The organism is Streptomyces sp. NPDC001156 (genome assembly GCF_053598275.1).
The window spans coordinates 1-22,881 of sequence record NZ_JBSFJX010000032.1 but is presented as its reverse complement, the minus strand read 5'-3'; the positions used below and the strand labels follow the sequence as shown (position 1 = coordinate 22,881).

The 22,881-nt window shown below is 70.3% G+C and carries 22 protein-coding genes and 1 pseudogene; 16 read left to right on the top strand and 7 right to left on the bottom strand.

Annotated elements, in window-relative coordinates; translation table 11 throughout:
• Window positions 1–70 precede the first annotated feature (70 nt).
• The 10 genes from ACWDA7_RS18025 to ACWDA7_RS17980 all read left to right on the top strand — a co-directional run bounded on the left by ACWDA7_RS18025 (window position 71) and on the right by ACWDA7_RS17980 (window position 8,556).
• Window positions 71–1,057, top strand: coding sequence for a Rossmann-like and DUF2520 domain-containing protein (locus tag ACWDA7_RS18025; RefSeq protein ID WP_450605252.1), 987 nt, complete (start codon window positions 71–73; stop codon window positions 1,055–1,057).
• Entirely contained in the window at window positions 1,054–2,094 is a 1,041-nt protein-coding gene (panC, locus tag ACWDA7_RS18020; protein ID WP_450605251.1) for a pantoate--beta-alanine ligase, read from the top strand. The genes ACWDA7_RS18025 and panC overlap by 4 nt, the downstream gene beginning before the upstream one ends.
• Window positions 2,091–3,809, top strand: a complete 1,719-nt coding sequence (locus tag ACWDA7_RS18015; RefSeq protein ID WP_450605250.1) for an L-aspartate oxidase — start codon at window positions 2,091–2,093, stop codon at window positions 3,807–3,809. Before panC ends, ACWDA7_RS18015 begins: the two co-directional genes overlap by 4 nt.
• A gap of 5 nt (window positions 3,810–3,814) precedes the next feature.
• The gene (nadC, locus tag ACWDA7_RS18010; protein WP_450605249.1) at window positions 3,815–4,792 is read left to right on the top strand and encodes a carboxylating nicotinate-nucleotide diphosphorylase; all 978 of its coding nucleotides are present in this window, start codon (window positions 3,815–3,817) and stop codon (window positions 4,790–4,792) included.
• 8 nt (window positions 4,793–4,800) lie between these two features.
• A complete protein-coding gene (locus tag ACWDA7_RS18005; protein WP_359394800.1) occupies window positions 4,801–5,598 on the top strand; it encodes a type III pantothenate kinase in 798 nt (265 codons plus the stop codon).
• A 193-nt stretch (window positions 5,599–5,791) separates the two neighbouring features.
• Window positions 5,792–6,445 (top strand): hypothetical protein, encoded by a 654-nt coding sequence (locus ACWDA7_RS18000; RefSeq protein WP_450605248.1) that lies wholly within the window; start codon window positions 5,792–5,794, stop codon window positions 6,443–6,445.
• A 101-nt stretch (window positions 6,446–6,546) separates the two neighbouring features.
• Window positions 6,547–6,726 (top strand): hypothetical protein, encoded by a 180-nt coding sequence (locus ACWDA7_RS17995; protein WP_359394805.1) that lies wholly within the window; start codon window positions 6,547–6,549, stop codon window positions 6,724–6,726.
• A 198-nt stretch (window positions 6,727–6,924) separates the two neighbouring features.
• Window positions 6,925–7,425 (top strand): BlaI/MecI/CopY family transcriptional regulator, encoded by a 501-nt coding sequence (locus ACWDA7_RS17990; RefSeq protein WP_450605284.1) that lies wholly within the window; start codon window positions 6,925–6,927, stop codon window positions 7,423–7,425.
• Between the two features lie 9 nt (window positions 7,426–7,434).
• Window positions 7,435–7,968, top strand: coding sequence for an amino-acid N-acetyltransferase (locus tag ACWDA7_RS17985; RefSeq protein WP_359394810.1), 534 nt, complete (start codon window positions 7,435–7,437; stop codon window positions 7,966–7,968).
• Between the two features lie 249 nt (window positions 7,969–8,217).
• Window positions 8,218–8,556: a histone-like nucleoid-structuring protein Lsr2 gene (locus ACWDA7_RS17980; RefSeq protein ID WP_450605247.1), complete on the top strand. Its 339-nt coding sequence runs from the start codon at window positions 8,218–8,220 to the stop codon at window positions 8,554–8,556.
• Here the strand turns inward: ACWDA7_RS17980 and ACWDA7_RS17975 are convergent.
• The gene (locus ACWDA7_RS17975) at window positions 8,535–9,209 is read right to left on the bottom strand and encodes an SCO3374 family protein (RefSeq protein ID WP_450605246.1); all 675 of its coding nucleotides are present in this window, start codon (window positions 9,207–9,209) and stop codon (window positions 8,535–8,537) included. The two genes, ACWDA7_RS17980 and ACWDA7_RS17975, sit on opposite strands and share 22 nt — an antisense overlap.
• A 430-nt stretch (window positions 9,210–9,639) precedes the next feature.
• Here ACWDA7_RS17975 and ACWDA7_RS17970 point away from each other — a divergent pair, with 430 nt between their 5' ends.
• Complete coding sequence (locus ACWDA7_RS17970; RefSeq protein WP_360997238.1) at window positions 9,640–12,165, top strand: ATP-dependent Clp protease ATP-binding subunit; 2,526 nt, start codon at window positions 9,640–9,642, stop codon at window positions 12,163–12,165.
• A 404-nt stretch (window positions 12,166–12,569) separates the two neighbouring features.
• Entirely contained in the window at window positions 12,570–13,235 is a 666-nt protein-coding gene (locus ACWDA7_RS17965; protein ID WP_450605245.1) for a M23 family metallopeptidase, read from the top strand.
• A gap of 7 nt (window positions 13,236–13,242) precedes the next feature.
• On the opposite strand, the gene ACWDA7_RS17960 is transcribed toward ACWDA7_RS17965, so the two are convergent.
• Window positions 13,243–13,842, bottom strand: coding sequence for a TetR/AcrR family transcriptional regulator (locus ACWDA7_RS17960; RefSeq protein WP_450605244.1), 600 nt, complete (start codon window positions 13,840–13,842; stop codon window positions 13,243–13,245).
• Window positions 13,843–14,007: 165 nt separating this feature from the next.
• Here ACWDA7_RS17960 and ACWDA7_RS17955 point away from each other — a divergent pair, with 165 nt between their 5' ends.
• The 3 genes from ACWDA7_RS17955 to ACWDA7_RS17945 all read left to right on the top strand — a co-directional run bounded on the left by ACWDA7_RS17955 (window position 14,008) and on the right by ACWDA7_RS17945 (window position 16,639).
• Window positions 14,008–15,591, top strand: a complete 1,584-nt coding sequence (locus ACWDA7_RS17955) for an MDR family MFS transporter (protein WP_450605243.1) — start codon at window positions 14,008–14,010, stop codon at window positions 15,589–15,591.
• 116 nt (window positions 15,592–15,707) lie between these two features.
• Window positions 15,708–16,130, top strand: coding sequence for a helix-turn-helix transcriptional regulator (locus ACWDA7_RS17950; RefSeq protein WP_450605283.1), 423 nt, complete (start codon window positions 15,708–15,710; stop codon window positions 16,128–16,130).
• 59 nt (window positions 16,131–16,189) lie between these two features.
• Entirely contained in the window at window positions 16,190–16,639 is a 450-nt protein-coding gene (locus tag ACWDA7_RS17945) for a VOC family protein (protein WP_450605242.1), read from the top strand.
• 35 nt (window positions 16,640–16,674) lie between these two features.
• Here ACWDA7_RS17945 and cseC read toward each other — a convergent pair whose 3' ends face one another.
• From cseC to ACWDA7_RS17920, 5 genes are all read right to left on the bottom strand, one after another.
• A complete protein-coding gene (gene cseC / locus ACWDA7_RS17940; protein ID WP_450605241.1) occupies window positions 16,675–18,015 on the bottom strand; it encodes a two-component system sensor histidine kinase CseC in 1,341 nt (446 codons plus the stop codon).
• Between the two features lie 8 nt (window positions 18,016–18,023).
• Window positions 18,024–18,728 carry a two-component system response regulator CseB gene (gene cseB / locus ACWDA7_RS17935; protein ID WP_450605240.1) on the bottom strand — a complete coding sequence of 235 codons (705 nt, stop codon included), beginning with the start codon at window positions 18,726–18,728 and terminating at the stop codon, window positions 18,024–18,026.
• A 9-nt stretch (window positions 18,729–18,737) separates the two neighbouring features.
• Complete coding sequence (locus ACWDA7_RS17930; protein ID WP_450605239.1) at window positions 18,738–19,373, bottom strand: hypothetical protein; 636 nt, start codon at window positions 19,371–19,373, stop codon at window positions 18,738–18,740.
• Window positions 19,374–19,384: 11 nt separating this feature from the next.
• Window positions 19,385–19,924, bottom strand: a complete 540-nt coding sequence (locus tag ACWDA7_RS17925; protein WP_432931002.1) for a SigE family RNA polymerase sigma factor — start codon at window positions 19,922–19,924, stop codon at window positions 19,385–19,387.
• Between the two features lie 392 nt (window positions 19,925–20,316).
• Complete coding sequence (locus tag ACWDA7_RS17920; protein WP_450605238.1) at window positions 20,317–21,267, bottom strand: A/G-specific adenine glycosylase; 951 nt, start codon at window positions 21,265–21,267, stop codon at window positions 20,317–20,319.
• A 709-nt stretch (window positions 21,268–21,976) separates the two neighbouring features.
• On the opposite strand from ACWDA7_RS17920, the pseudogene ACWDA7_RS17915 reads away from it, so the two are divergent.
• Window positions 21,977–22,881 (top strand): annotated as a pseudogene (locus ACWDA7_RS17915) (IS200/IS605 family accessory protein TnpB-related protein); the annotation flags it as partial.

The window sequence follows — 22,881 nt, the reverse complement described above, 5'->3', positions numbered from 1 at the left end:
CCAATCGCGTTAACATGACGAGAAATCGTCCGGTACCCAGCGCGGACTGGAACGGGAAGGCCACCGTCGAGTGAGTACATTCCAGCAGCCAGACCCCAAGGACCGCCCCGCGCGGCTCACCGTGGGCGTGGTCGGAGCGGGCCGGGTGGGGCCCGCGCTCGCCGCGTCGCTGCAGCTGGCCGGGCACCGGCCGGTCGCCGTCTCCGGGGTCTCCGACACCTCCAGACGACGGGCGGCGCTGATGCTCCCGGACGTGCCGGTCGTCCCGCCCGCCGAAGTCCTGGACCGTGCCGACCTGGTCCTGCTGACCGTCCCCGACGACGTCCTGCCGGGCCTGGTGGAGGGCCTGGCCGAGACCGGGGCCGTACGCCCGGGGCAGCTGCTGGTGCACACCTCCGGGCGGTACGGGGCCAAGGTGCTCGACCCCGCCCTGCGCGCCGGGGCGCTGCCGCTCGCCCTGCACCCCGCGATGACCTTCACCGGCACCCCGGTCGACGTCCAGCGCCTGGCCGGGTGCTCCTTCGGCGTCACCGCGCCCGAGGAGCTGCGGCTGGCCGCCGAGGCGCTCGTGATCGAGATGGGCGGCGAGCCCGAGTGGATCGCCGAGGAGCGGCGCCCGCTCTACCACGCGGCCCTCGCGCTTGGCGCGAACCACCTGGTCACCCTGGTCGCCGAGTCCATGGAGCTGCTGCGCGCGGCGGGCGTCGAGGCCCCCGACCGGATGCTCGGCCCGCTGCTCGGCGCCGCGCTGGACAACGCCCTGCGCTCCGGCGACGCGGCCCTGACCGGCCCCGTCGCGCGCGGCGACGCGGGCACGGTCGCCGCGCACATCGCCGAGCTGCGCGAGCACGCCCCCCAGGCCGTGGCCGGCTATCTGGCGATGGCCCGCGCGACCGCCGACCGGGCGCTTGCCCATGGACTGCTCAAGCCCGAGCTCGCGGAGGACCTCCTCGGGGTACTCGCCAACGGCACCCATCTGCCCGGGAGCCCGGAGGAGTCCGGGACGCCGGAGAACCCCGAGGACCCCGAGAACCCTGCGAACGGGGAAGACCGATGAGCCGACGCCCCTTCGAACTCGTCCCCACGGTGGACGACCTGCGGTACGTCCAGGACCACTACGCGGTGCCGGGCCGCACCGCCGTCGTGATGACCATGGGCGCCCTGCACGAGGGCCACGCCAGCCTGATCCGGGCGGCCCGGAGGCACGTCGGCGGCAAGGGCTTCGTGATCGTCACCGTCTTCGTCAACCCGCTGCAGTTCGGCAAGGGGGAGGACCTCGAGCGCTATCCGCGCACCCTGGACGCCGACCTCAAGGTCGCGGAACAGGCCGGGGCGGACGCCGTGTTCGCCCCCTCCGTCGACGAGGTCTACCCCGGCGGCGAGCCCCAGGTCCGGATGTCCGCGGGATCCATGGGCGAGCGCCTCGAAGGGGCCTCCCGCCCCGGCCACTTCGACGGCATGCTCACCGTCGTCGCCAAGCTGCTGCACCTCACCCGCCCCGACGTGGCCCTGTTCGGGCAGAAGGACGCCCAGCAGCTCGCTCTCATCCGCCGGATGGTGCGCGACCTGAACTTCGGTGTGGACATCGTCGGCGTGCCCACCGTGCGCGAGCCCGACGGTCTGGCCCTCTCCAGCCGCAACCGCTACCTCTCGCCCGCCGAGCGGTACACCGCGCTCGCCCTGTCCCGCGCCCTGTTCGCGGGCCGTGACCGGCACGCCGCCCAGGAGGCCCTGCGCGCGCGTGCCCGTGAGGTGCCCGCCACGCGCGCGCGTGCCGAGGCCCTCAGCGCGATAGGCGAGTCGCGCGCCGCAGCCGACGCGCACGCCGTCGCCAAGGCCGCACCCGGCGGTCCGGCCGCCGTCCGCGCGGCCGCCCGTCTCGTCCTCGACGAGGCGGCGCAGCTGGACCCGCCGCTGGTCCTGGACTACCTGGCCCTGGTCGATCCGTCCGACTTCACCGAGATCCCCGACGACTTCACCGGTGACGCGGTCCTCGCCGTGGCCGCCCGGGTCGGGACGACCCGGCTGATCGACAACATCCCCCTCTCCTTCGGAGCCCCCGAGCCCGTCGACCCTCACGGAGCCGCCTCGTGACCAGCACAGGCATACGACTGCACGCGCCCGCACCGGGCTGGTCCATCTCCGCGGACGTGGTGGTCGTCGGTTCCGGCGTCGCCGGCCTCACCGCGGCCCTGCGCTGCGAGGCGGCGGGCCTGAGGACGGTCGTCGTCACCAAGGCACGTCTCGACGACGGTTCCACCCGCTGGGCACAGGGCGGTATCGCGGCGGCGCTGGGCGAGGGCGACACCCCCGAGCAGCACCTGGACGACACGCTGGTCGCGGGTGCGGGGCTGTGCGACGAGGAGGCGGTGCGCATCCTGGTCACCGAGGGCCCCGACGCCGTACGCCGGCTCATGTCCACCGGCGCCCACTTCGACACCGACGACGAGGGCGGCATCCAGCTCACCCGCGAGGGCGGCCACCACCGCCGCCGTATCGCACACGCCGGCGGCGACGCGACCGGCGCCGAGATCTCCCGGGCGCTTGTCGAGGCGGTACGCGCGCGTGGGCTGCGCACGATCGAGAACGCGCTGGTCCTGGACCTGCTGACGGACGCCGAGGGGCGTACCGCGGGCGTGAGCCTGCACGTCATGGGCGAGGGCCAGCACGACGGCGTGGGCGCCGTGCACGCGCCCGCCGTGGTCCTCGCCACCGGAGGCATGGGCCAGGTCTTCTCCGCTACCACCAACCCGTCGGTGTCCACGGGCGACGGAGTGGCCCTCGCCCTGCGCGCCGGCGCCGAGGTCAGCGATCTGGAGTTCGTGCAGTTCCACCCGACCGTGCTCTTTCTCGGGCCGGACGCGGAGGGCCAGCAGCCGCTGGTCTCCGAAGCGGTCCGTGGGGAGGGCGCCCACCTAGTGGACGCGGACGGCGTGCGCTTCATGGTCGGCCAGCACGAGCTGGCCGAACTGGCACCCCGGGACATCGTCGCCAAGGGCATCATGCGCCGCATGCAGGAGCAGGGCGCCGAGCACATGTTCCTCAACGCCCGCCACTTCGGTGCCGAGATGTGGGAGCACCGCTTCCCGACGATCCTCGCCGCCTGCCGCGCCCACGGCATCGACCCGGTCACCGAGCCCATCCCGGTCGCCCCGGCGGCCCACTACGCCTCCGGCGGGGTGCGCACCGACGCCCGGGGCAGGACGACCGTGCCGGGCCTGTACGCCTGTGGCGAGGTCGCCTGCACGGGCGTCCACGGCGCGAACCGGCTCGCCTCCAACTCCCTCCTGGAGGGCCTCGTCTACGCCGAGCGCATCGCGGCCGACATCGCGCGGGAACGGGCCGAGGAGGGCCTGCACGCGCGCGTGCCCGAGCCCGTGCCGTATCCCGACCGGCCGGCGCACCCGCTGCTGGCCCCGGAGGACCGCTTCGCGATCCAGCGGATCATGACGGACGGCGCTGGGGTGCTGAGGTCCGAGCAGTCGCTCCGGGCGGCCGCCGACCGCCTCCAGCGGCTGCACTCCGACGCCCGGGACGCTCTGGACGAGAACGGCAAGACCTCGGAGCCCGGCGTCGACACCTGGGAGGCCACCAACCTCCTGTGCGTGGCCCGGGTACTGGTCGCGGCCGCCCTCCTGCGCGCGGAGACCCGCGGCTGCCACTGGCGCGAGGACCACGCGGACCGCGACGACACCGCCTGGCGCCGCCATATTGTCGTACGGCTCAATCCGGACCGGACGCTGGCCGTCCGCACCACCGACACCGCAGACCTCCCCCCTACCCGGCAGCACCGTCCCCAGGAGCAGTGACAGAAGTGAGCACCCCCGACCTTCCCCTCGTCCCGAGCGACAGCTGCGGCGACGGCTGCGGCTGCGGAGCGGACGCCGACGAGGAATACCTGGAGTGCGGGCTCGACCCCGCGCTCGCCCAGCTCCTGACCGACGCCGGACTCGACCCGGTGGAGGTCGAGGACATCGCCAACGTCGCCATCCAGGAGGACCTGGCCCACGGCGTGGACGTCACGACGGTCGCGACGATCCCCGAGGACGCCGTCGCGACGGGCGACTTCACCGCGCGCCAGGCCGGTGTGGCGGCCGGCCTCAGGGTCGCCGAGGCGGTCATCTCGGTGGTCTGCTCGGACGAGTTCGAGGTCGAGCGGCACGTGGAGGACGGGGACCGGGTGGAGGCCGGTCAGACGCTCCTGACCGTCACCACCCGCACCCGTGACCTGCTGACCGCCGAGCGCAGCGCGCTGAACGTGCTGTGCCGTCTGTCGGGCATCGCGACCGCCACGCGCGCGTGGGCGGACGCCCTGGAAGGCACCGGGACGCGGGTGCGGGACACCCGCAAGACGACACCGGGCCTGCGGTCCCTGGAGAAGTTCGCCGTCCGCTGCGGCGGCGGCGTCAACCACCGGATGTCCCTGTCGGACGCGGCGCTGGTCAAGGACAACCACGTGGTGGCGGCAGGCGGTGTCTCGCAGGCTTTCAAGGCGGTCCGCGAGATGTTCCCCGACGTGGCGATCGAGGTCGAGGTCGACACCCTGCACCAGCTGCGCGAGGTCGTGGACGCGGGTGCCGACCTGATCCTCCTGGACAACTTCACGCCGGGCGAGTGCGAGGAGGCGGTGGCCATCGTCGCCGGCCGCGCGCTGCTGGAGGCGTCGGGCCGTCTGACCCTCGAGAACGCGCGGGCCTACGCGGACACGGGCGTCGACTTCCTGGCGGTGGGGGCGCTGACGCACTCGTCCCCGATCCTGGACATCGGCCTGGACCTGCGAGCGGCGGAGTAGGTAGGGCCATGCTGCTGACCATCGACGTAGGCAACACGCATACGGTCCTGGGCCTGTTCGACGGCGAGGACATCGTCGAGCACTGGCGCATCTCCACGGACGCGCGCCGCACGGCGGACGAACTGGCGGTGCTCCTCCAGGGCCTGATGGGCATGCACCCGCTGCTCGGCGAGGAACTGGGCGACGGCATCGACGGCATCGCGATCTGCTCGACCGTCCCGTCCGTGCTGCACGAACTGCGCGAGGTCACCCGCCGCTACTACGGCGATGTCCCCGCGGTCCTGGTGGAACCCGGCATCAAGACGGGCGTCCCGATCCTGATGGACAACCCGAAGGAGGTCGGCGCCGACCGCATCATCAACGCGGCGGCGGCGGTCGAGCTCTACGGCGGTCCGGCAATCGTCGTGGACTTCGGTACGGCGACCACGTTCGACGCGGTCTCGGCGCGCGGCGAGTACACGGGCGGCGTCATCGCCCCCGGTATCGAGATCTCCGTCGAGGCCCTCGGCGTCCGCGGCGCCCAGCTCCGCAAGATCGAACTGGCCCGGCCGCGCGCGGTGATCGGCAAGAACACGGTCGAGGCGATGCAGGCGGGCATCGTCTACGGGTTCGCCGGACAGGTGGACGGCGTGGTGAACCGGATGGCCCGCGAGCTGGCGGAGGACCCGGACGACGTCACGGTCATCGCGACCGGCGGCCTGGCCCCGATGGTCCTGGGCGAGGCCTCGGTGATCGACGAACACGAGCCGTGGCTGACCCTGATCGGTCTGCGGTTGGTGTACGAACGGAACGTCTCCCGTATGTGAGCGCCCCGCGCCCGGCAGGGGCGCGGGGCCGTGGCATCGCACGGTTCCGCCGCCGGCCGCACACGACGCGCAGTCGCGTGCGGCCGGCACCGCCGACGGCGAACGGACGCACCTCGCCCCCACCTGAGGGAAACCGGAAGCGACACGACAGCCTGGTAGGTCGGCTTTGTCCGATTAGCGGTAGCGTCCCCGCATGCCCACGCCATACGGATCCCGCGGCGGCCTGGCGTTCGGCACGGAGGAGCTGTACGTGCTCCGCCGCGCCCTCGCCCTCGCCCTCCAACCCCGCACCGCTTCCGCAGAGGACGTCCAGGACTGCCTCCGCCTCGCCGCGTCCGTCGACGAGGCGGTGCGGGAGGGTGCCCGCCTGAGGACCTTTCTGGTGGCGGACCTCGCGCGCTACCGTGCCGCCCTCCCTGGCGCCGCCGTCGGCTACCTCGCCCTCCTGGACGACGCCCTCCGCGCCGGCCACCGCCCGGCCCCCGACGACCTCGCCGCCCTCGCCGCCCTGCGCGGCACACCGGCTGCCGCCGCCCTCCTGGACCGCTGCCGAGCCGTGGCCGAACTCGACGTACGCGCCCACCCGACGCCCCGCAAGGCGGTCATCCCCGCCTCCCGTGCCCGGCTCACGGCCCTTCCGGGCGGCCGCGCGAGCGGAGAGGAGCCGGCCGCGAAACCGGCCCGCAAACCCGGCGACAAGCCCGCCGAGAAGCCGGAGAAACCCGGTCCGCGTCCCGAGCCCGGGACCCCGCGCCCGTCTCGCCCCATCCCCACCCCCGGCGAGGTCTTCCCGCCGAAGCGCAAACCCGGGCCGCCGCACGCGCAGCGGGAGCTCGCCGTCGGCTGACCCGCAGCGAGGCGCCGCGCCCGTGCCCGCCCCACCTGCCGCAATCCGGTAACGCCGACCCGACCGGGACCGATCGGACAGGCCCTGGCTACTCTGGTCGCATGGACTACGTCTCCGCGCTCGTACCCCCGGTCGTCATGGCCGTGTTCTTCATCGGACTCATCAGGGTGATCGTGAAGACCCAGGGCGGCGCCAACAAGGCCAAGGAGGACGCGGCCGTCGACGCGGCCCTGGCCCATGCCGAGCATGCCCACAAGGGCGCTCGGGACGCCGAGGTCTGACCCGGCCGGCGCATCGGCGGGCCGCCGCGTTCCAGGTGTCTCCAGCCCACCCGGGCGTACGACTCGTAGATCTTTCGAGTCGTACGCCCTTTTTGTTGCGGTTCGCCGTGTAAGCGCACGTCCGGTAGGCCATGGACGACTTCTCCCACTATTGTGCTGAACGTGCCTCGCCCATTGGGAGAACTCGAAGACGCGGTCATGACGCGGGTGTGGAAGTGGAACCGCCCGGTGACCGTTCGAGAAGTCCTGGAAGACCTTCAACAGGAACGGTCCATCGCGTACACCACCGTGATGACCGTTTTGGACAATCTCCATCAGAAGGGCTGGGTCCGCCGAGAGGCGGAAGGCCGTGCCTATCGATATGAGGCGGTCTCCACCCGTGCCGCCTACGCGGCGGCCCTGATGAACGACGCCTGGTCGCAGAGCGACAACGCGGCCGCCGCACTGGTCGCCTTCTTCGGCATGATGAGCGACGAACAGCGGCAGGCCCTGAACGACGCCGTACGCATCGTGCAGGGCCCGGAGAGCCGGGGGTCGTCGAGTACGGAAACGCCGGGCGCCGAGGATGCCGAATCCCCCGAATCGAGCGCACGTCCGGGTGGTGCCGAGGGGAGCGGCGGCGAGAACCCCGCCGGGAACCCCGCGGAGATGCCTGACGAGAACAACCCCGCCGCTGCTGAGGACGACACCGGGCGATAGCGTCCGCCCATGCCGGCAGAGAGCACCGAAGCCACCACGAAAGCCATCACTGTCCGACGGGCCAGGACGAGCGATGTCCCCGCGGTGCGCCGACTGCTCGACGCCTACGTCCGGCGCGGCATCCTGCTCGACAAAGCGACGGTGACGCTTTACGAGGACATCCAGGAGTTCTGGGTGGCGGAACGCGACGACAGCAGCGAGGTCGTGGGCTGCGGCGCCCTGCACGTCATGTGGGAAGACCTGGCGGAAGTGCGCACTCTGGCGGTGAACCCCGGGGCCAGGGGGCTCGGTGTCGGGCATCAGTTGCTGGAGAAGTTGCTGCAGACCGCCCGTTGGCTCGGGGTTCGCCGTGTTTTCTGTCTGACCTTCGAAGTGGACTTCTTCGGGAAGCACGGCTTCGTGGAGATCGGGGAGACACCGGTGGACAGGGATGTCTACGCGGAGCTGATGCGTTCCTATGACGAGGGTGTGGCGGAGTTCCTCGGTCTCGAACGAGTGAAACCGAACACCTTGGGCAACAGCCGGATGCTTCTGCATCTGTGATCGCCAAGTGATCGCCCGCGACTATTCAGCCGTGCTTCAGCCGGACGACCTTGCCCGGGTTCCCTATGTCCGAAACGCGTATCTTTCCGCTCTCAGGGTCGTCCACTGACCTCTCCCAGAGGGTTTGTGTTTTTCCAGCAAAAGCGGTTTGCTTTCCGACGTACTGCAGTACTGCATATACAGGGGACGCGAAACGGGCGGCACAGGCCGCAGACCCTCGGCCCTGAGATATCGATGAAAGGAAATCCGGTGGCACAGAAGGTTCAGGTCCTTCTTGTCGACGACCTCGACGGTGGCGAGGCGGACGAGACCGTCACGTTCGCGCTGGACGGCAAGACGTACGAGATCGACCTCACGACCGGCAATGCGGACAAGCTCCGTGGCCTTCTCGACCCTTATGTGAAGGGTGGTCGTCGTACCGGTGGCCGTGCGTCGGGCGGACGCGGCAAGACCCGTGCCGCGGCTTCCGGCGGCAGCCAGGACACCGCGCAGATCCGTGCCTGGGCGAAGGAGAACGGTTACGAGGTCAACGACCGCGGCCGTGTGCCGGCGTCCATCCGCGAGGCCTACGAGAAGGCGAACGGCTGAGCGCTCGCGCTCCTCAGCCGGACCCGGTGGCACTGCGTTGCCATCGTGTCGACCAGACGTACCAGATCGGGGGCGCCCCCACCGCCCCGCACGGCCGACAGCGCCGGCAACAGCAGTTCGACGTCGCATCCCGGCTCGGGGGGCCGCAGCCAGACGGCGGCCCCCTGTGAATCGTTCCGATCCAGGGGAAGCGGCCGGGATTCCGGGATGCCGTCCGGATCCGACGGCACCTTCGCCAGGGGGCGTCCCGGCGGCAGCGGAGCCTCCATGTGCCCGCCCTCCCCGGTCGCCATGAGATCGAGGGCCACAGCGCCCCACTCCAGCCAGTCGAGCAGCCCAGGCACCTCCTCCGCGCTGCCCGCGGCCACCAGCAGCCGCATCCGCCGTCCGCACAGCGCCACCGGCGACGAGGGCCCCAGATGCCGCAGTGCGGCGTAACCGGCCTCCGCGGGCACTTCCAGGACATCGAAGCGCACACCCGTCACCAGCCGCACCGGCTCTCCGGGCAGGGTCTCCCAGCCCAGTTCCCGCTCGTACCAGTGACGCACCGCACCGCTCGCGCCGGACGCCGTCCCGGGCGGCGGCACGGCGACAGGCGGGGGTGGCGCTGAGCGCCCCGACGAGAGGTGGCGGTCGGGCGACGGGCGGGCCATGTCAGGAGCAACAGCGGAAGTCCGTTCGGAGTTACTCTATGTATCGAGCTCGTTGCGCAAAGTGCCGAAAATGGGGACGTCAAGGGGTGTTCGGCGGCGCAAGGATGTTCGCCCGTAGCGGAGGGAACCGGTGGGCACGGCATGGAGTGTCAGTGCGTGCGGGTAAGACATCCCTAGTGGGAGGGGGCGTCGCGGAGGAAAGGCGGTCTCACGTTCGCCAACGGCGTACTGGCGAGTGGGGTATCTGCCTGGCCTGCGGGAACATCGTCTCGCACCATCGGGTTGGAGCAGATGTCGGCGTTCGGGGTCAGGAGGCCAAGGACGGTGTCGGCAGTTGGAATGAGCGGTCCCCGCTTGCGGGACTAAGCTGCGGAAGGACAGCGAGGGGAGCGTCCCCTCACTGCCTGACCGCTCTGAGGAGCGATTAACGATGTTCGAGAGGTTCACCGACCGCGCGCGGCGGGTTGTCGTCCTGGCTCAGGAAGAAGCCCGGATGCTCAACCACAACTACATCGGCACCGAGCACATCCTCCTGGGCCTGATCCACGAGGGTGAGGGTGTCGCCGCTAAGGCCCTGGAGAGCCTCGGGATTTCGCTCGAGGCGGTCCGCCAGCAGGTGGAGGAAATCATCGGCCAGGGCCAGCAGGCGCCCTCGGGCCACATTCCCTTCACTCCCCGTGCCAAGAAGGTCCTGGAGCTGTCGCTCCGCGAGGCCCTCCAGCTCGGCCACAACTACATCGGCACGGAGCACATCCTGCTCGGCCTGATCCGTGAGGGCGAGGGCGTCGCCGCCCAGGTCCTGGTCAAGCTGGGCGCAGACCTCAACCGTGTCCGCCAGCAGGTCATCCAGCTGCTGTCGGGCTACCAGGGCAAGGAGACCGCCACCGCCGGCGGCCCGGCCGAGGGCACCCCCTCGACCTCCCTCGTCCTGGACCAGTTCGGCCGGAACCTCACCCAGGCCGCTCGTGAGTCCAAGCTCGACCCGGTCATCGGGCGCGAGAAGGAGATCGAGCGGGTCATGCAGGTGCTGTCCCGCCGGACCAAGAACAACCCGGTCCTCATCGGCGAGCCCGGCGTCGGCAAGACGGCGGTCGTCGAGGGCCTGGCCCAGGCCATCGTCAAGGGCGAGGTGCCCGAGACCCTCAAGGACAAGCACCTCTACACCCTCGACCTGGGCGCACTGGTCGCCGGCTCCCGCTACCGCGGTGACTTCGAGGAGCGCCTGAAGAAGGTGCTCAAGGAGATCCGCACCCGCGGTGACATCATCCTGTTCATCGACGAGCTGCACACGCTGGTCGGTGCGGGTGCCGCCGAGGGCGCCATCGACGCGGCTTCCATCCTGAAGCCGATGCTGGCCCGCGGTGAGCTGCAGACCATCGGTGCGACCACGCTGGACGAGTACCGCAAGCACCTGGAGAAGGACGCGGCCCTCGAGCGCCGCTTCCAGCCCATCCAGGTCGCGGAGCCGTCCCTGCCGCACACCATCGAGATCCTCAAGGGTCTGCGCGACCGTTACGAGGCGCACCACCGCGTCTCCATCACGGACGAGGCCCTGGTCCAGGCGGCCACCCTCGCCGACCGCTACATCTCGGACCGCTTCCTGCCGGACAAGGCGATCGACCTCATCGACGAGGCCGGTTCCCGGATGCGCATCCGCCGGATGACCGCTCCGCCGGACCTGCGCGAGTTCGACGAGAAGATCGCGGCCGTCCGCCGGGACAAGGAGTCCGCGATCGACTCCCAGGACTTCGAGAAGGCGGCGTCTCTCCGTGACAAGGAGAAGCAGCTGCTCGCCGCGAAGGCCAAGCGGGAGAAGGAGTGGAAGGCCGGCGACATGGACGTCGTCGCCGAGGTCGACGGCGAGCTGATCGCCGAGGTGCTGGCCACCGCCACGGGCATCCCGGTCTTCAAGCTCACCGAGGAGGAGTCCAGCCGACTGCTCCGCATGGAGGACGAGCTCCACAAGCGGGTCATCGGCCAGGTGGACGCCGTCAAGGCGCTCTCGAAGGCGATCCGCCGTACGCGTGCCGGTCTGAAGGACCCGAAGCGTCCGGGTGGTTCGTTCATCTTCGCGGGCCCGTCCGGTGTCGGTAAGACCGAGCTGTCCAAGGCGCTCGCCGAGTTCCTCTTCGGTGACGAGGACGCGCTGATCTCCCTCGACATGTCGGAGTTCAGCGAGAAGCACACGGTCTCGCGTCTCTTCGGTTCGCCCCCCGGTTACGTGGGCTACGAGGAGGGCGGCCAGCTGACGGAGAAGGTGCGGCGCAAGCCGTTCTCGGTGGTCCTCTTCGACGAGGTCGAGAAAGCCCACCCGGACATCTTCAACTCGCTGCTGCAGATCCTGGAGGACGGTCGTCTGACCGACTCCCAGGGCCGGGTCGTGGACTTCAAGAACACGGTCATCATCATGACGACCAACCTCGGCACCCGGGACATCTCCAAGGGCTTCAACCTGGGCTTCGCCGCCGCGGGCGACACGAAGAGCAACTACGAGCGCATGAAGAACAAGGTGTCGGACGAGCTGAAGCAGCACTTCCGGCCCGAGTTCCTCAACCGCGTCGACGACGTGGTCGTCTTCCCGCAGCTGACCCAGACCGACATCCTGGCGATCGTCGACCTGATGATCGGCAAGGTCGACGAGCGGCTCAAGGACCGGGACATGGGTCTCGAGCTCGCCCAGTCCGCCAAGGAGCTGCTGGCGAAGAAGGGCTACGACCCCGTGCTGGGCGCCCGGCCGCTGCGCCGCACGATCCAGCGCGAGATCGAGGACACGCTGTCCGAGAAGATCCTCTTCGGAGAGCTGCGTCCGGGCCACATCGTGGTCGTCGACACGGAGGGCGAGGGCGACGCCAAGACCTTCACCTTCCGAGGTGAGGAGAAGTCGGCACTGCCGGACGTCCCGCCGATCGAGCAGGCGGCCGGTGGCGCCGGACCCAACCTGAGCAAGGAGGCGTAAACCCTCCAAGGGTTTCGCTGAAGGGGCTGCCCCGGGACTTCGGTCCCGGGGCAGCCCCTTTTTCCATTCCTTCGTTTCCCCGTGGATCTCCCGGTACTCAGTGACCGATCCATGAGGAAGGCAGGCCCGGCAAACGGCGGCGGTGACATGCCGCACACGCGAACCGGGTGGTACTAGGCGCACTAGTCGAGCGTCCGGCGAATAAAGGGGACATTTCATTCTCTGAACCGGGGTGAGGGCCCGAGTGCGCCTTGTCAGATGCGTGCCCGATATCTACGTCTGGTGTCAAGTGTTCCAAATCATCCGCACTGATTACGAACTATCACCGTAGATCGTGAATTTTGGCGTCAGCCCATCCAGCGGTTACCAAGGGATGGTCAAGTCCCCGACCTCCGAGGTTCCGCATGTCGAAGCGCGCCCTGTCTCTTGTGACCCGTACGTTCCGATTCCGCACCCGCGTCGCCGCTCTGGCCGCCGGTGTGGGCGCCTCGGCCGTGCTGGGAATCGGGGTCGCGGCCGCCACCGGTGCCACCGAGGACAAGGCCCCCACCGAGGCCGTCGCCGCGAAGGTTCCTGTCCAGACGAAGGCGCCCGCCAAGCCCGCCGAGGCGAAGCCGAAGGCTCCCGCGCGCAAGGCGCCGGCGAAGCCGCCCTCCTGGGTGGGCCCGGTCGGCCACTACACGCTCTCCGCGAGCTTCAACCAGTCCGGCGGCATGTGGAACTCCACCCACAGCGGTCAGGACTTCGCGGTCCCGAGCGGGACGGACGTCGTCGCCGCGCACGGCGGCACGGTCGTCAAGGCCGGCGGCTACGGCGCGGGCGACGGACCCGCGTACGGCAAGGCCGTCGTCGTCAAGCATGCGAACGGCATGTACTCCCAGTACGCCCACCTCTCCCGGGTCGACGTCAGGGTCGGCCAGGCGGTCGGCACCGGGCAGCACATCGCGCTCTCCGGCAACACCGGGAACTCCAGCGGGCCGCATCTGCACTTCGAGATCCGTACGAGCCCCGACTACGGGTCCGCCGTCGACCCCGTCGCCTTCCTGCGGTCCCAGGGCGTGTCGCTTTGAGCCGCCGCTACTGGGCCTGCGTGCCCGAATGAGCCTGCGTGACGAGGTCTATGGCCACCTCGAGGACCGCCTTGCGCTTGTCCTCGGGATCGCCCTCGACCTCCTGGAGGACGAACATCCCCGCGTGCATCGTGAAGAGCGCGCTGATGCAGCGGACCTGGTCGGTCAGTGACGCGTCCGGGTCCCTGATGATGTCGCGCATCTGCAGCATGCGGTCCTTGAACTGGTTGCCGATGCTCAGTTCCCGGACGGTGGCCTGGTTCTCCTGCATGAAGCGGAAGAGCGGGGCCGCGCCGGCCAGCGCCTCGCTGTAGCGGCGCAGCACCTCCTCCTTGGTCCGCAGGCTGTGCGGCTGCCCCTTGGCCCACTCGATCAGCTCGTCGATCGGCCGGGAGAGGTCCTCGAAGATGCTGACCAGGATCTCTTCCTTGGTCTTGAAGTGGTAGTAGAGCGCCGCCTTGGTGACGTCCAGCTGCTCGGCGATCTCCCGCAGTGAGGTCTTCTCGTAACCCTGCTCGGCAAAGAGTTCGAGCGCCACGTCCTGGATGCGCTGGCGCGTGTCCCCGCGCCGCTGCCGCTTGGTGCCGTCCATGGTGGTGCCGCCCATCGCCGTACTCCTCGCACTTCCGATACCGACTTGCCTGCCCGACCGGCAGGCCCGCCGAAACTTACTTGACGCCCGGCTAGTTACGGGACTACCTTCCCAGTGTAGTCAACTAGCCGGTCGGCAAGTAAGTGCCCGAGCGGCACGCGGTACCAGGGGAGTGGGAGCATGGCGGACAGCGCGGCACCGGCGGAAACCGGGAAACAACCACGGAGCGTGCGGGTCGTCCTGCTCGCTCTCATGATCACCATGATGCTCGCCATGCTCGACAACATGATCGTGGGCACCGCGATGCCGACGATCGTGGGCGAGCTCGGTGGGCTTCAGCACCTGTCGTGGGTGGTGACCGCGTACACACTCGCGACCGCCGCCTCCACCCCCCTGTGGGGCAAGCTCGGCGACATGTACGGGCGCAAGGGCTCCTTCATGTCCTCGATCGTGATCTTCCTGGTCGGATCGGCGCTCAGCGGCATGGCGCAGGACATGGGCCAGCTCATCGGCTTCCGTGCCATCCAGGGTCTCGGCGCCGGTGGCCTGATGGTCGGCGTCATGGCCATCATCGGCGATCTCATTCCGCCGCGGGAGCGTGGCAAGTATCAGGGCATGATGGCCGGCGTCATGGCGCTCGCGATGATCGGCGGCCCGCTGATCGGCGGCACCATCACCGACCACTGGGGCTGGCGCTGGGCGTTCTACATCAACCTGCCGCTCGGCGTCGTCTCCCTGGCCGCCATCAGTGTCGTACTGCACCTGCCCAGGAAGCGCTCCAAGACGCGGATCGACTACCTCGGCGCCCTGCTGCTGACCGTCGGCATCACCTCGATCGTGCTGGTCACCACCTGGGGCGGCACCGAGTACGCGTGGACCTCCGCACGGATCATGGAGCTGATCGGGATCGGCGTCGCGGCGCTCATCGGATTCGTGTTCTGGCAGACCAAGGCGGCCGCGCCGGTCGTGCCGCTGCACATCTTCCGCAGCCGCAACTTCTCGCTGATGTCGGTGATCGGCTTCATCACCGGTTTCGTGATGTTCGGTGCGGTGCTGTTCCTGCCGCTGTACCAGCAGTCGGTGCAGGGCGCGTCCGCCACCAACTCCGGTCTGCTGCTCCTGCCGATGCTGGGCGCGATGCTCGTCGTGTCGATGATCGCCGGACGGGTGACCACCAACAGCGGGCGCTACAAGATCTTCCCGGTGGCCGGCAGCGCGCTGATGATCACGGGTCTGTTCCTGCTCTCCCAGATGGACACCGGGACGAGCCGGTTCACCTCGGGCGTGTACATGGCCGTCCTGGGCGCCGGCATGGGCTGCCTGATGCAGATCACCATGCTGGTGGCGCAGAACAGCGTCGAGATGCGGGACATGGGTGTGGCCTCGTCGACCACCACCCTTGCCCGGACCCTCGGCTCCTCCTTCGGTGTCGCGATCATGGGCGCCCTCTTCAACAACCGGGTGCAGCACGTGATGGCCGAGCGGGCCGGCGCTCTCGGGTCGAAGATCACCGAGCAGTCCGCGCAGCTGGACGCCAAGAGCCTGGAGAAGCTGCCGGCGGCGGCCCGTGAGGCCTACCAGTACGCGGTGTCGGCGGGTACGCACTCCGCGTTCCTGCTGGGTTCGGTGGTGGCCGTGGTGGCGCTGCTGGCCGCGGTGTTCGTGAAGGAGGTCCCGCTGCGCGGTGCGGGGCCGAACAAGCAGGCCGAGACCACGGCAGGGGACGCCGTGGATGCGCAGCCGACGGTTGCAGAGGCCGTCTGACCAGCGCGAATCTCGGCTCCTGAAGGCCCCCGGTGTCGTCCGCCCCGGGGGCCTTCCCCTGTGCGCGTCGAGGCGCGTTGTCAGGGCTCCGTGGCAGCATCGAAACCGTGGACAAGATGCGGCAGCTGCGGCTCGCCAAGGACGCGATGGACCGGGACTGGGCCGACCCGGACCTCGATCTCGACGCCGTCGCCGCACATGCCGGGTACTCGCGCTACCACTTCATACGGGCCTTCAAGGCGGCCTACGGCGAGACACCCGGCCAGTACCTGACCCACCGGCGGATCGAGCGGGCCGAGGACCTCCTGCGCACCGCGAACCTCACCGTGACCGAGATCTGCCACCTCGTGGGATTCAGCAGCGTCGGCACGTTTTCCGCCCGGTTCAAGGGCTGGACCGGCCTGACCCCCAGTGAATACCGGACCAAGCACGTGGGCCGCGGGGCCGCGCTCATCCCCGGGTGCTACGCGATGCTCTGGGCCGGTGGCTTCCGTCCCGGGTCCGCCGCGCAGGACCGCAATTCCGGAGAAGCGCCCTGAGACTCGTGTTGCCTACCGTGGCAGCGCAAGCACCCCCCCGCGCATCCGGGAGAATGACCATGATCAAAGGCCTCGCCATCACGACCGTCTGGGTCCTCGACCAGGACAGGGCCAAGGAGTTCTACACACAGAAGCTCGGCCTCGAGGTCCGTACGGACATGACCATGGGGGAGGGCGGAATGCGCTGGCTCACCGTCGGCGCCCCCGACCAGCCCGATGTCGAGCTGACGCTCATGGTGCCGGGGCCGCCCGCGATGGACCCCGAGTCCGCGGAGATGATGAAGAAGCTCGTGGCCAAGGGCGCCCTGGGCGCCGGTGTGCTGGCCACCGACGACATCCACGGGGACTACAAGAAGCTCAAGGACCGCGGGGTGGAGTTCCTCCAGGAGCCCCAGGAGCGCCCGTACGGCACCGAGGCGCTCTTCCGGGACGACTCCGGCAACTGGTTCTCCTTCACCCAGCGCCGGGACGACGGCGGCCTGGACCTCGACAAGGAGTGGGCCTCCTAGGCTCTGCGATTTCTCCGGCGGCGGGTCCGCGCGGCTCAGCCGCCGGAGAGCGGCAGGATCGGGAAGCTCCCGGTGTTCGTCGGCGCGTGCTCGGGCAGCCACAGCACGGCGACCGCGCCCTCGGCCGGTACCTCCCCCGGCGCCCCGCCGGGGCGGATGTTGCGGAACGTCAGGCGCGCGCCCAGCACGCGCGCCTGGCCCGCCGCGATCGTCAGCCCCAGGCCGTGGCCGACGCCCGAGCGGTCGGAGCGGCCCGTGCGGAACCGCTGCGGACCGTCCGACAGCAGCTCCTCCGGGAAGCCGGGACCGTGGTCCCGGACCCGGATCACCCGGCCCTCGACCGACACCTCGATCGGCGGCTTGCCGTGCCGCGCGGCGTTCGCCAGCAGGTTGAACAGCACGCGTTCCAGCCGACGCGGGTCGGTGGTGACCTCCGACTCGTGGATCACCCGGACCTTGGTGTCCGGATCCCTCGCGGCCACCCGCCGGCTGACGAACTCACCGAGCATGATGTCCTGCAGTTCGGCGCGCTCGGACGCGCCGTCCAGGCGGGCCACCTCCAGGACGTCCTCCACCAGCGTCCGCATGGCCTTGGCACGGTCCAGCACGAGTTCGGTGGGGCGGCCGGGCGGAAGGAGCTCCGCCGCGGTGAGCAGGCCCGTGACAGGGGTGCGCAGCTCGTGCGCGATGTCCGCCGTCACCCGGCGCTCCGCCTCCAGACGCTGCTGCAGCGCGTCCGCCATCGCGTCCACCGCGCGTGCCAGATCGTCGGTCTCGTCGCGCACGACCCCGCCGATCGCCTCCCGCACCCGGACGTGGGCGTCGCCGGCCGCGACCCGGTTCGCCGCGGCCGCCGCCTTGCGCAGCCGCCCCGAGAGCTGGCCGCCGATGAGGACCCCGAGCGCCGACCCGCCCAGCACGACCGCGATCGAACCGATGAGCAGCGCCTGGTCGAGGTCCTTCATCACCTCGGCGCCGCGGTCCGTGAACCGAGTGTGCAGGGACAGCACCCGGCCGTCCTTGAGCGGCAGGGCGGCCCAGATGTCCGGCACGCCGTGCGCGCCCTCCGACACATAGGTGGCCCGCCGGCCCTCCGCGACCTTGTCCAGCAGGTCCTGCGGGATGGTCGGGTCGTCGACCTTGACCCCGAAGGCCAGGGTGCGCCCCGACTCGTACATGCGCTGGGCCACCTGGATCCGCTCGTCCGCGAGGTCGCGCGAGTTGTTGAGCATCGAGACGCTCGCCGCGTTGTGCACGACGAGGCTCAGCGCGATCGCGACCATCGCGCCGACCAGGGCGATGGCCGCGCTGAGCTTCCAGCGCAGGCCCGTGCGTATGGCGTCGTCCGGGATCACGCGTCGAAGGAACCGGCGCATACTCCCGCTCAGGCCTTCAACTTGTAGCCGAAGCCGCGGACCGTCTCGATCCGGTCCTGGCCGATCTTCGTGCGCAGCCGCTGCACATGGACGTCGACGACCCGGGTGTCCCCGCCCCAGCCGTAGTCCCACACGCGTTCCAGAAGCTTGTCGCGCGACAGCACGCTGCCCGGCGATGAGGAGAACTCCAGCAGCAGCCGCATCTCGGTCGGGGTGAGCGCCACCGTCTGACCCGAGCGCCGGACCTCCATGCCGTCGGTGTCGACCTCCAGGTCGCCGAAGGCGAGTACACCGCCGTCCGCCGACGAGGTGTCCTCGGCTGCCCGGTCGGCGCCGCTCGCGTGCCCGAAGCGGCGCAGCACCGCGCGGATGCGGGCGACCAATACGGCACCGTCGAACGGCTTGGTCACGTAGTCGTCGGCGCCCGCCTCCAGGCCCAGTACGACGTCGATGGAGTCGGCACGCGCGGACACCATGATCACGGGCACGGTCGACTCGTCACGGATACGGCGGCACAGACTGACCCCGTCCAGTCCGGGGACCATCACGTCCAGCAGGGCGATGTCGGGACGGCGGGCACGGAACGCCTCGAGGCCCGACAGGCCGTCGGGCATGGCCGTGACCGCGAAGCCGTCCCGCTCCAGTGCGAGCTGGGTGGCCTCGCGGATGACATCGTCGTCCTCGACGAACAGGACGTGGGTCTGCTCTGCCATCCGGTGCTCTCAGTTTTTGGTCGGGGCGGCCGAGCCGCCGTTGCCCACCGCGTTGCTGTATTCGTTGTGCGTCCGGGACACCTCGGTGAAGTGGTTCGTCCGCCAGTTGTAGGTGATCACTTCCTCGATGGAGGGGTACGACACCGGGTCGCCCTTCTCGTACATCTGCTGAGTCACCACCAGGTCGCCGCGGTCTATCTCCGCGTAGACCGGCGGTTCTTCCGCCTTGAACACATTCTGGTACCTGTGGTTCTTCATCTGGTACACGTACGACCCCATGCCGACGGCGTCATGGCAGGTCATCACGTTGACCACGATGTCGCTGACGGTCCCGTCGGTCAGATCGCCGTAGGAGACGTCGACCGGGTACTCGTCGGCCACGCAGGGCTTCAGATCCTCCTTGACCGCCCTCGCGACCTGGGGATCGTCCTTCACGAGCTGCACCACGTCCAGCCGTGTGGGCTCCGCGGTGGTCGGCGAGGCCGAGGGCTTCGCGGCGGGGCCCGGGACCACCGAGTCGCTGCGCGCCGGGCCCTCGTCCCGCGCTCCGGTGCCGCCGGTGGCACAGGCGGAGAGGAGAAGCCCGAGGGCGGCGATCGCGGTCACCGCCGCGGTCGCCGCCTTGAGGGCTCCGATGGGCCTCATGGCCCTCGTGCCTAGGCCGCGCAACGCTCCTGCTCCTCACGCTCCAGCGCACGTGCGTCCAGGTCGCGGGCTTCCAGCTCCTCCCGGAGCCGGGCGAGCGCCCGGTGCAGCGTGCTCTTGACCGTACCGGCCGACATACCGAGGGCGGCGGCCGTCTCCTCCGTGGACATCTGTTCCCAGTGTCGCAGGACGACGACACTGCGCTGCTTCGGAGCGAGAACATTCAGTACGTCCATCAGCAGGGCGCGGTCCGCGTGCTGCTCGGTGGTGTCCTCGACGGGTGCCTCCGGAAGCTGTTCGGTGGGGACCTCCTCGAGCCTGCGGGCCCGCCACCACTCCGTGCGCGTGTTGATCATCACGCGGCGGAGGTAGGCGTCCGCGAGCCGCTTGTCCGCGATACCGTCCCAGCGGCCGTAGGTGCGCACCAGCGCCGTCTGCAGCAGGTCCTGGGCGTCGGTCGGGTCCGGCACCAGCCGGCGGGCGCTGCGCAGCAGCGCGTCCTGCCGGGTGCGGACATACTCCTCGAACTCGAGCACCTCGCCCTGCGCCATTCCAACCGCCTCCGTTCCCCGTTTCCGACCTCTCCTCGGGCTGCGTCCCGCAGCCGGGTGCCGGTTCTTCAAAGCCTGTGCAGGTCGTGTGCCGCGGTCTTCCGCGGTACTGGCATGAAGCTACTGAGGAGTTGTCACGGGGTTGTCCGAGGCAGCCTGCGGAGAGCCCTCGGCTGTCCGTCGGTTGTGTAACGGATGTAGGAACGGGGTAAGGGGGGAAGGGAGTTGGGGTGTATATGAGGTGATTTGTCCGGTAGGTGGACGGAGAACTTCATGACGGACACCGCGATGGCTGTGACACGGCGAGCCGCGGGCTGTGCGACGGCTGAGTGCTGGTTGTGTACGCCGGCGTCCGGGCGCGGCCCGTGGCACGCGCCCGGACGCCGGCGGGATCAGGAGAGCGGGAGGCGGTAGAGGCCGCCGGGCAGGGGTTCCACCAGGCCGTCGGAGACCAGGCCGTCCAGGGCGCGGGCGCGTTGCACCGGCTCTTCCCAGACCCGGTCGAGCACCGACTGGGGAACCGGGGTCATGGCCTCCCGCAGCACGGCCAGCAGCCGGCCCCGCACCTGGCGGTCCGTGCCCGCGTACGTCTGACCGCGCCGTGGCGGGCCCTCGTGCTCCGGCTTCCCGGCCGACTGCCAGGCGCACAGGGCGGCGATCGGGCAGCGGTGACAGGACTCGTTCTTCGCGGTGCAGATGAGCGCGCCCAGCTCCATGGAGGCGGCGGCCCAGCGCGACGCCGTGCGCTCGTCCGCGGGCAGCAGCTCACGGGCGAGCTTGCGCTCGGCGGCGGTGGTGGCGTTCGGCGCGTACTGCACACCGGTGACCGCACGGGCCAGGACCCGACGCACATTGGTGTCCAGGACCGGGTGCCGCTGGCCGTACGCGAAGGAGGCCACGGCCGCGGCCGTGTACTCGCCGATTCCGGGCAGCGCCAGCAGCTGGGCGTGCTCGGTGGGTACGTCGCCGCCGTGCCGTTCCGTTATGGCCACGGCGGCGCCGTGCAGACGCAGTGCGCGGCGCGGGTAGCCCAGGCGGCCCCAGGCGCGGACGGCCTCGCCGGGGGGCTCCTTGGCCAGGTCGGCCGGGCGCGGCCAGCGGGCGAGCCACTGCTCGTAGACGGGCAGGACGCGGTTGACCGGCGTCTGCTGCAGCATGAACTCACTGACCATCACGCCCCACGGACCGGCCTCCGGGCGCCGCCAGGGGAGATCGCGGGCGTGCTCGTCGAACCAGGCGATGACCGGGCCGTGCAATGCCGCGCCCGGGGCCTGCCCGGTGGGGGCGTCGGAGGTGCCGTCGCTCTGGACGGGGGTGCGAGTGGGGGTGGTGGGTGCAGTCATGACGCGTTCGATCCTGCCATGTGAGAGGGCACAGGGTGGGGGACCGGCTCGGGTCGGAGTGGTGTGTCGGTCCGGGCGGCATCCGGACGGGCGGTGCGCCGGAGCCCGGGCGGGGAAGGCGCGGACCACGGCGGACGGAGTGCCGGTATCCGTCGGCCGGCTGTCTGCCGGGGAGCGTTCGGCGGTCGCCTGGCTGGAGGAGGGGAACGGGGGCGGGCGGACGGCCGCGGTCCTGTCCCATCCAGTCCGGCCGGATTTCGTCCCGCGTGAAGGCGGCTCGGTGGAGCGGGCATCGCAGGATGTGCGCCGGCCGGTGCGACTGCCGAGCCCCCGCCGTGTTCGTGTCCGCGCCGCCGCGGCGCGCGGGCGGCGGTGGGATCCCGGTATCCCAGCGCTCCGGCGCTTCGTTCGAGGGCTGCCCGTCGAGCAGACCTCGACCGGTCGACGGCTTCCCCTTGAGCAGGCTCCGACCGCTCGGCGCTCCGGTGCCCAGGGCGATGCCGTGGTTCCCGGCGAGGGCTTCACCGGGCCGGTGCGCATGGGGGTTGGGAGCTGTTCGGTTTCGGATGTGCAGGAGTGTGTGTGAGTGTGCACGAGCGTGTACCTGTTCGTGGTGTTGCAGCGCGCACGGCGCATGGCGGGCACTGTCAGTGCCGGCCGGTACCGTTCTTCCTGTTGCTGATCAAGTGTTGGGGAGGGGGGTGCATCGATGGGTGGTGAGTCGCTGCGTACGATCGCTGCCCCCTTCGTGGCCGTCGGTCCGTCGGGCGTGGCGATCCGCACCCGCCTCAAGGGCCTCACGCCGGACGACGAGCAGGTGTTACGTCTGGTCGGCGCGCATCTGGGGTCGCTGGCCTCGAGGGATCTCAAACGCCGGTGCGCTGAGGGCCTGGAGCACTCCGCGGATACGTGGGCGGGGCGCAAGCGGGCCCTGACCGACACGTCGTCCTCGCGGTGGGCCGGTTCGATCACGAAGGCCACCCACGATCAGTGGGCGCTGTCCCGGCGTGCCCAGCTCGCGCACCTCCGCAGCCTTGAGGCCGGTATCAAGACGATCGCGCACCGGTTGTCGCTGCCGGTGGGCGAGAAGGGCTCGAAGCGGGCTCCGGGCGGATACCGCACCCGGCAGGAGTGGTTCCAAAAGACCCGGCGACTGCATCTGCTCAAGGATCGGCTGGAGCGGGAGCGGGCCGATCACGAGGTGGGGCGGGTGCGGGTGGTGCGGGGCGGCAAACGCCTGCTCCACACCCGACACCACCTCGAGGCGGCGCAGCTCACCGAGCACGCGTGGCGGCGTCGTTGGGAGGCGGAGCGCTGGTTCCTGCAGGCGGACGGCGAGTCGGGCAAGCGGTTGGGGAACGAGACGATCCGCGTCACCCCGGACGGCGAAGTGTCACTGAAGCTGCCTGCTCCGCTTGCACACCTGGCGAACGCCCCGCACGGCCGGTACGTCCTCGCCTAACCGTGGTCTTCCACCACCGCAGCGACGAGTGGGCCGACTGCGTCTCGACGAACCGGTCCGTGGCCTACCGCATCCACTACGACACAGACCGCTGCCGCTGGTACCTGACCGCCTCGTGGACGATCCCGCCGGTCACCACCGTCCCCTTGTCC

What these genes read in the sequence shown, in the direction of transcription:
- ACWDA7_RS17985 (WP_359394810.1), top strand. Translation starts at nt 7,435, where the DNA reads ATGCCGGCAGAGAGCACCGAAGCCACCACGAAAGCCATCACTGTCCGA.
- ACWDA7_RS17920 (WP_450605238.1), bottom strand. Translation starts at nt 21,267, where the DNA reads ATGACTGCACCCACCACCCCCACTCGCACCCCCGTCCAGAGCGACGGC.
- ACWDA7_RS17990 (WP_450605284.1), top strand. Translation starts at nt 6,925, where the DNA reads ATGACGCGGGTGTGGAAGTGGAACCGCCCGGTGACCGTTCGAGAAGTC.
- ACWDA7_RS18000 (WP_450605248.1), top strand. Translation starts at nt 5,792, where the DNA reads ATGCCCACGCCATACGGATCCCGCGGCGGCCTGGCGTTCGGCACGGAG.
- cseC (WP_450605241.1), bottom strand. Translation starts at nt 18,015, where the DNA reads ATGCGCCGGTTCCTTCGACGCGTGATCCCGGACGACGCCATACGCACG.
- ACWDA7_RS18005 (WP_359394800.1), top strand. Translation starts at nt 4,801, where the DNA reads ATGCTGCTGACCATCGACGTAGGCAACACGCATACGGTCCTGGGCCTG.
- cseB (WP_450605240.1), bottom strand. Translation starts at nt 18,728, where the DNA reads ATGGCAGAGCAGACCCACGTCCTGTTCGTCGAGGACGACGATGTCATC.
- ACWDA7_RS17930 (WP_450605239.1), bottom strand. Translation starts at nt 19,373, where the DNA reads ATGAGGCCCATCGGAGCCCTCAAGGCGGCGACCGCGGCGGTGACCGCG.
- ACWDA7_RS17945 (WP_450605242.1), top strand. Translation starts at nt 16,190, where the DNA reads ATGATCAAAGGCCTCGCCATCACGACCGTCTGGGTCCTCGACCAGGAC.
- ACWDA7_RS17960 (WP_450605244.1), bottom strand. Translation starts at nt 13,842, where the DNA reads ATGGGCGGCACCACCATGGACGGCACCAAGCGGCAGCGGCGCGGGGAC.
- ACWDA7_RS17970 (WP_360997238.1), top strand. Translation starts at nt 9,640, where the DNA reads ATGTTCGAGAGGTTCACCGACCGCGCGCGGCGGGTTGTCGTCCTGGCT.
- panC (WP_450605251.1), top strand. Translation starts at nt 1,054, where the DNA reads ATGAGCCGACGCCCCTTCGAACTCGTCCCCACGGTGGACGACCTGCGG.
- ACWDA7_RS17925 (WP_432931002.1), bottom strand. Translation starts at nt 19,924, where the DNA reads ATGGCGCAGGGCGAGGTGCTCGAGTTCGAGGAGTATGTCCGCACCCGG.
- ACWDA7_RS17995 (WP_359394805.1), top strand. Translation starts at nt 6,547, where the DNA reads ATGGACTACGTCTCCGCGCTCGTACCCCCGGTCGTCATGGCCGTGTTC.
- ACWDA7_RS17975 (WP_450605246.1), bottom strand. Translation starts at nt 9,209, where the DNA reads ATGGCCCGCCCGTCGCCCGACCGCCACCTCTCGTCGGGGCGCTCAGCG.
- ACWDA7_RS17955 (WP_450605243.1), top strand. Translation starts at nt 14,008, where the DNA reads ATGGCGGACAGCGCGGCACCGGCGGAAACCGGGAAACAACCACGGAGC.
- ACWDA7_RS17950 (WP_450605283.1), top strand. Translation starts at nt 15,708, where the DNA reads ATGCGGCAGCTGCGGCTCGCCAAGGACGCGATGGACCGGGACTGGGCC.
- ACWDA7_RS17965 (WP_450605245.1), top strand. Translation starts at nt 12,570, where the DNA reads ATGTCGAAGCGCGCCCTGTCTCTTGTGACCCGTACGTTCCGATTCCGC.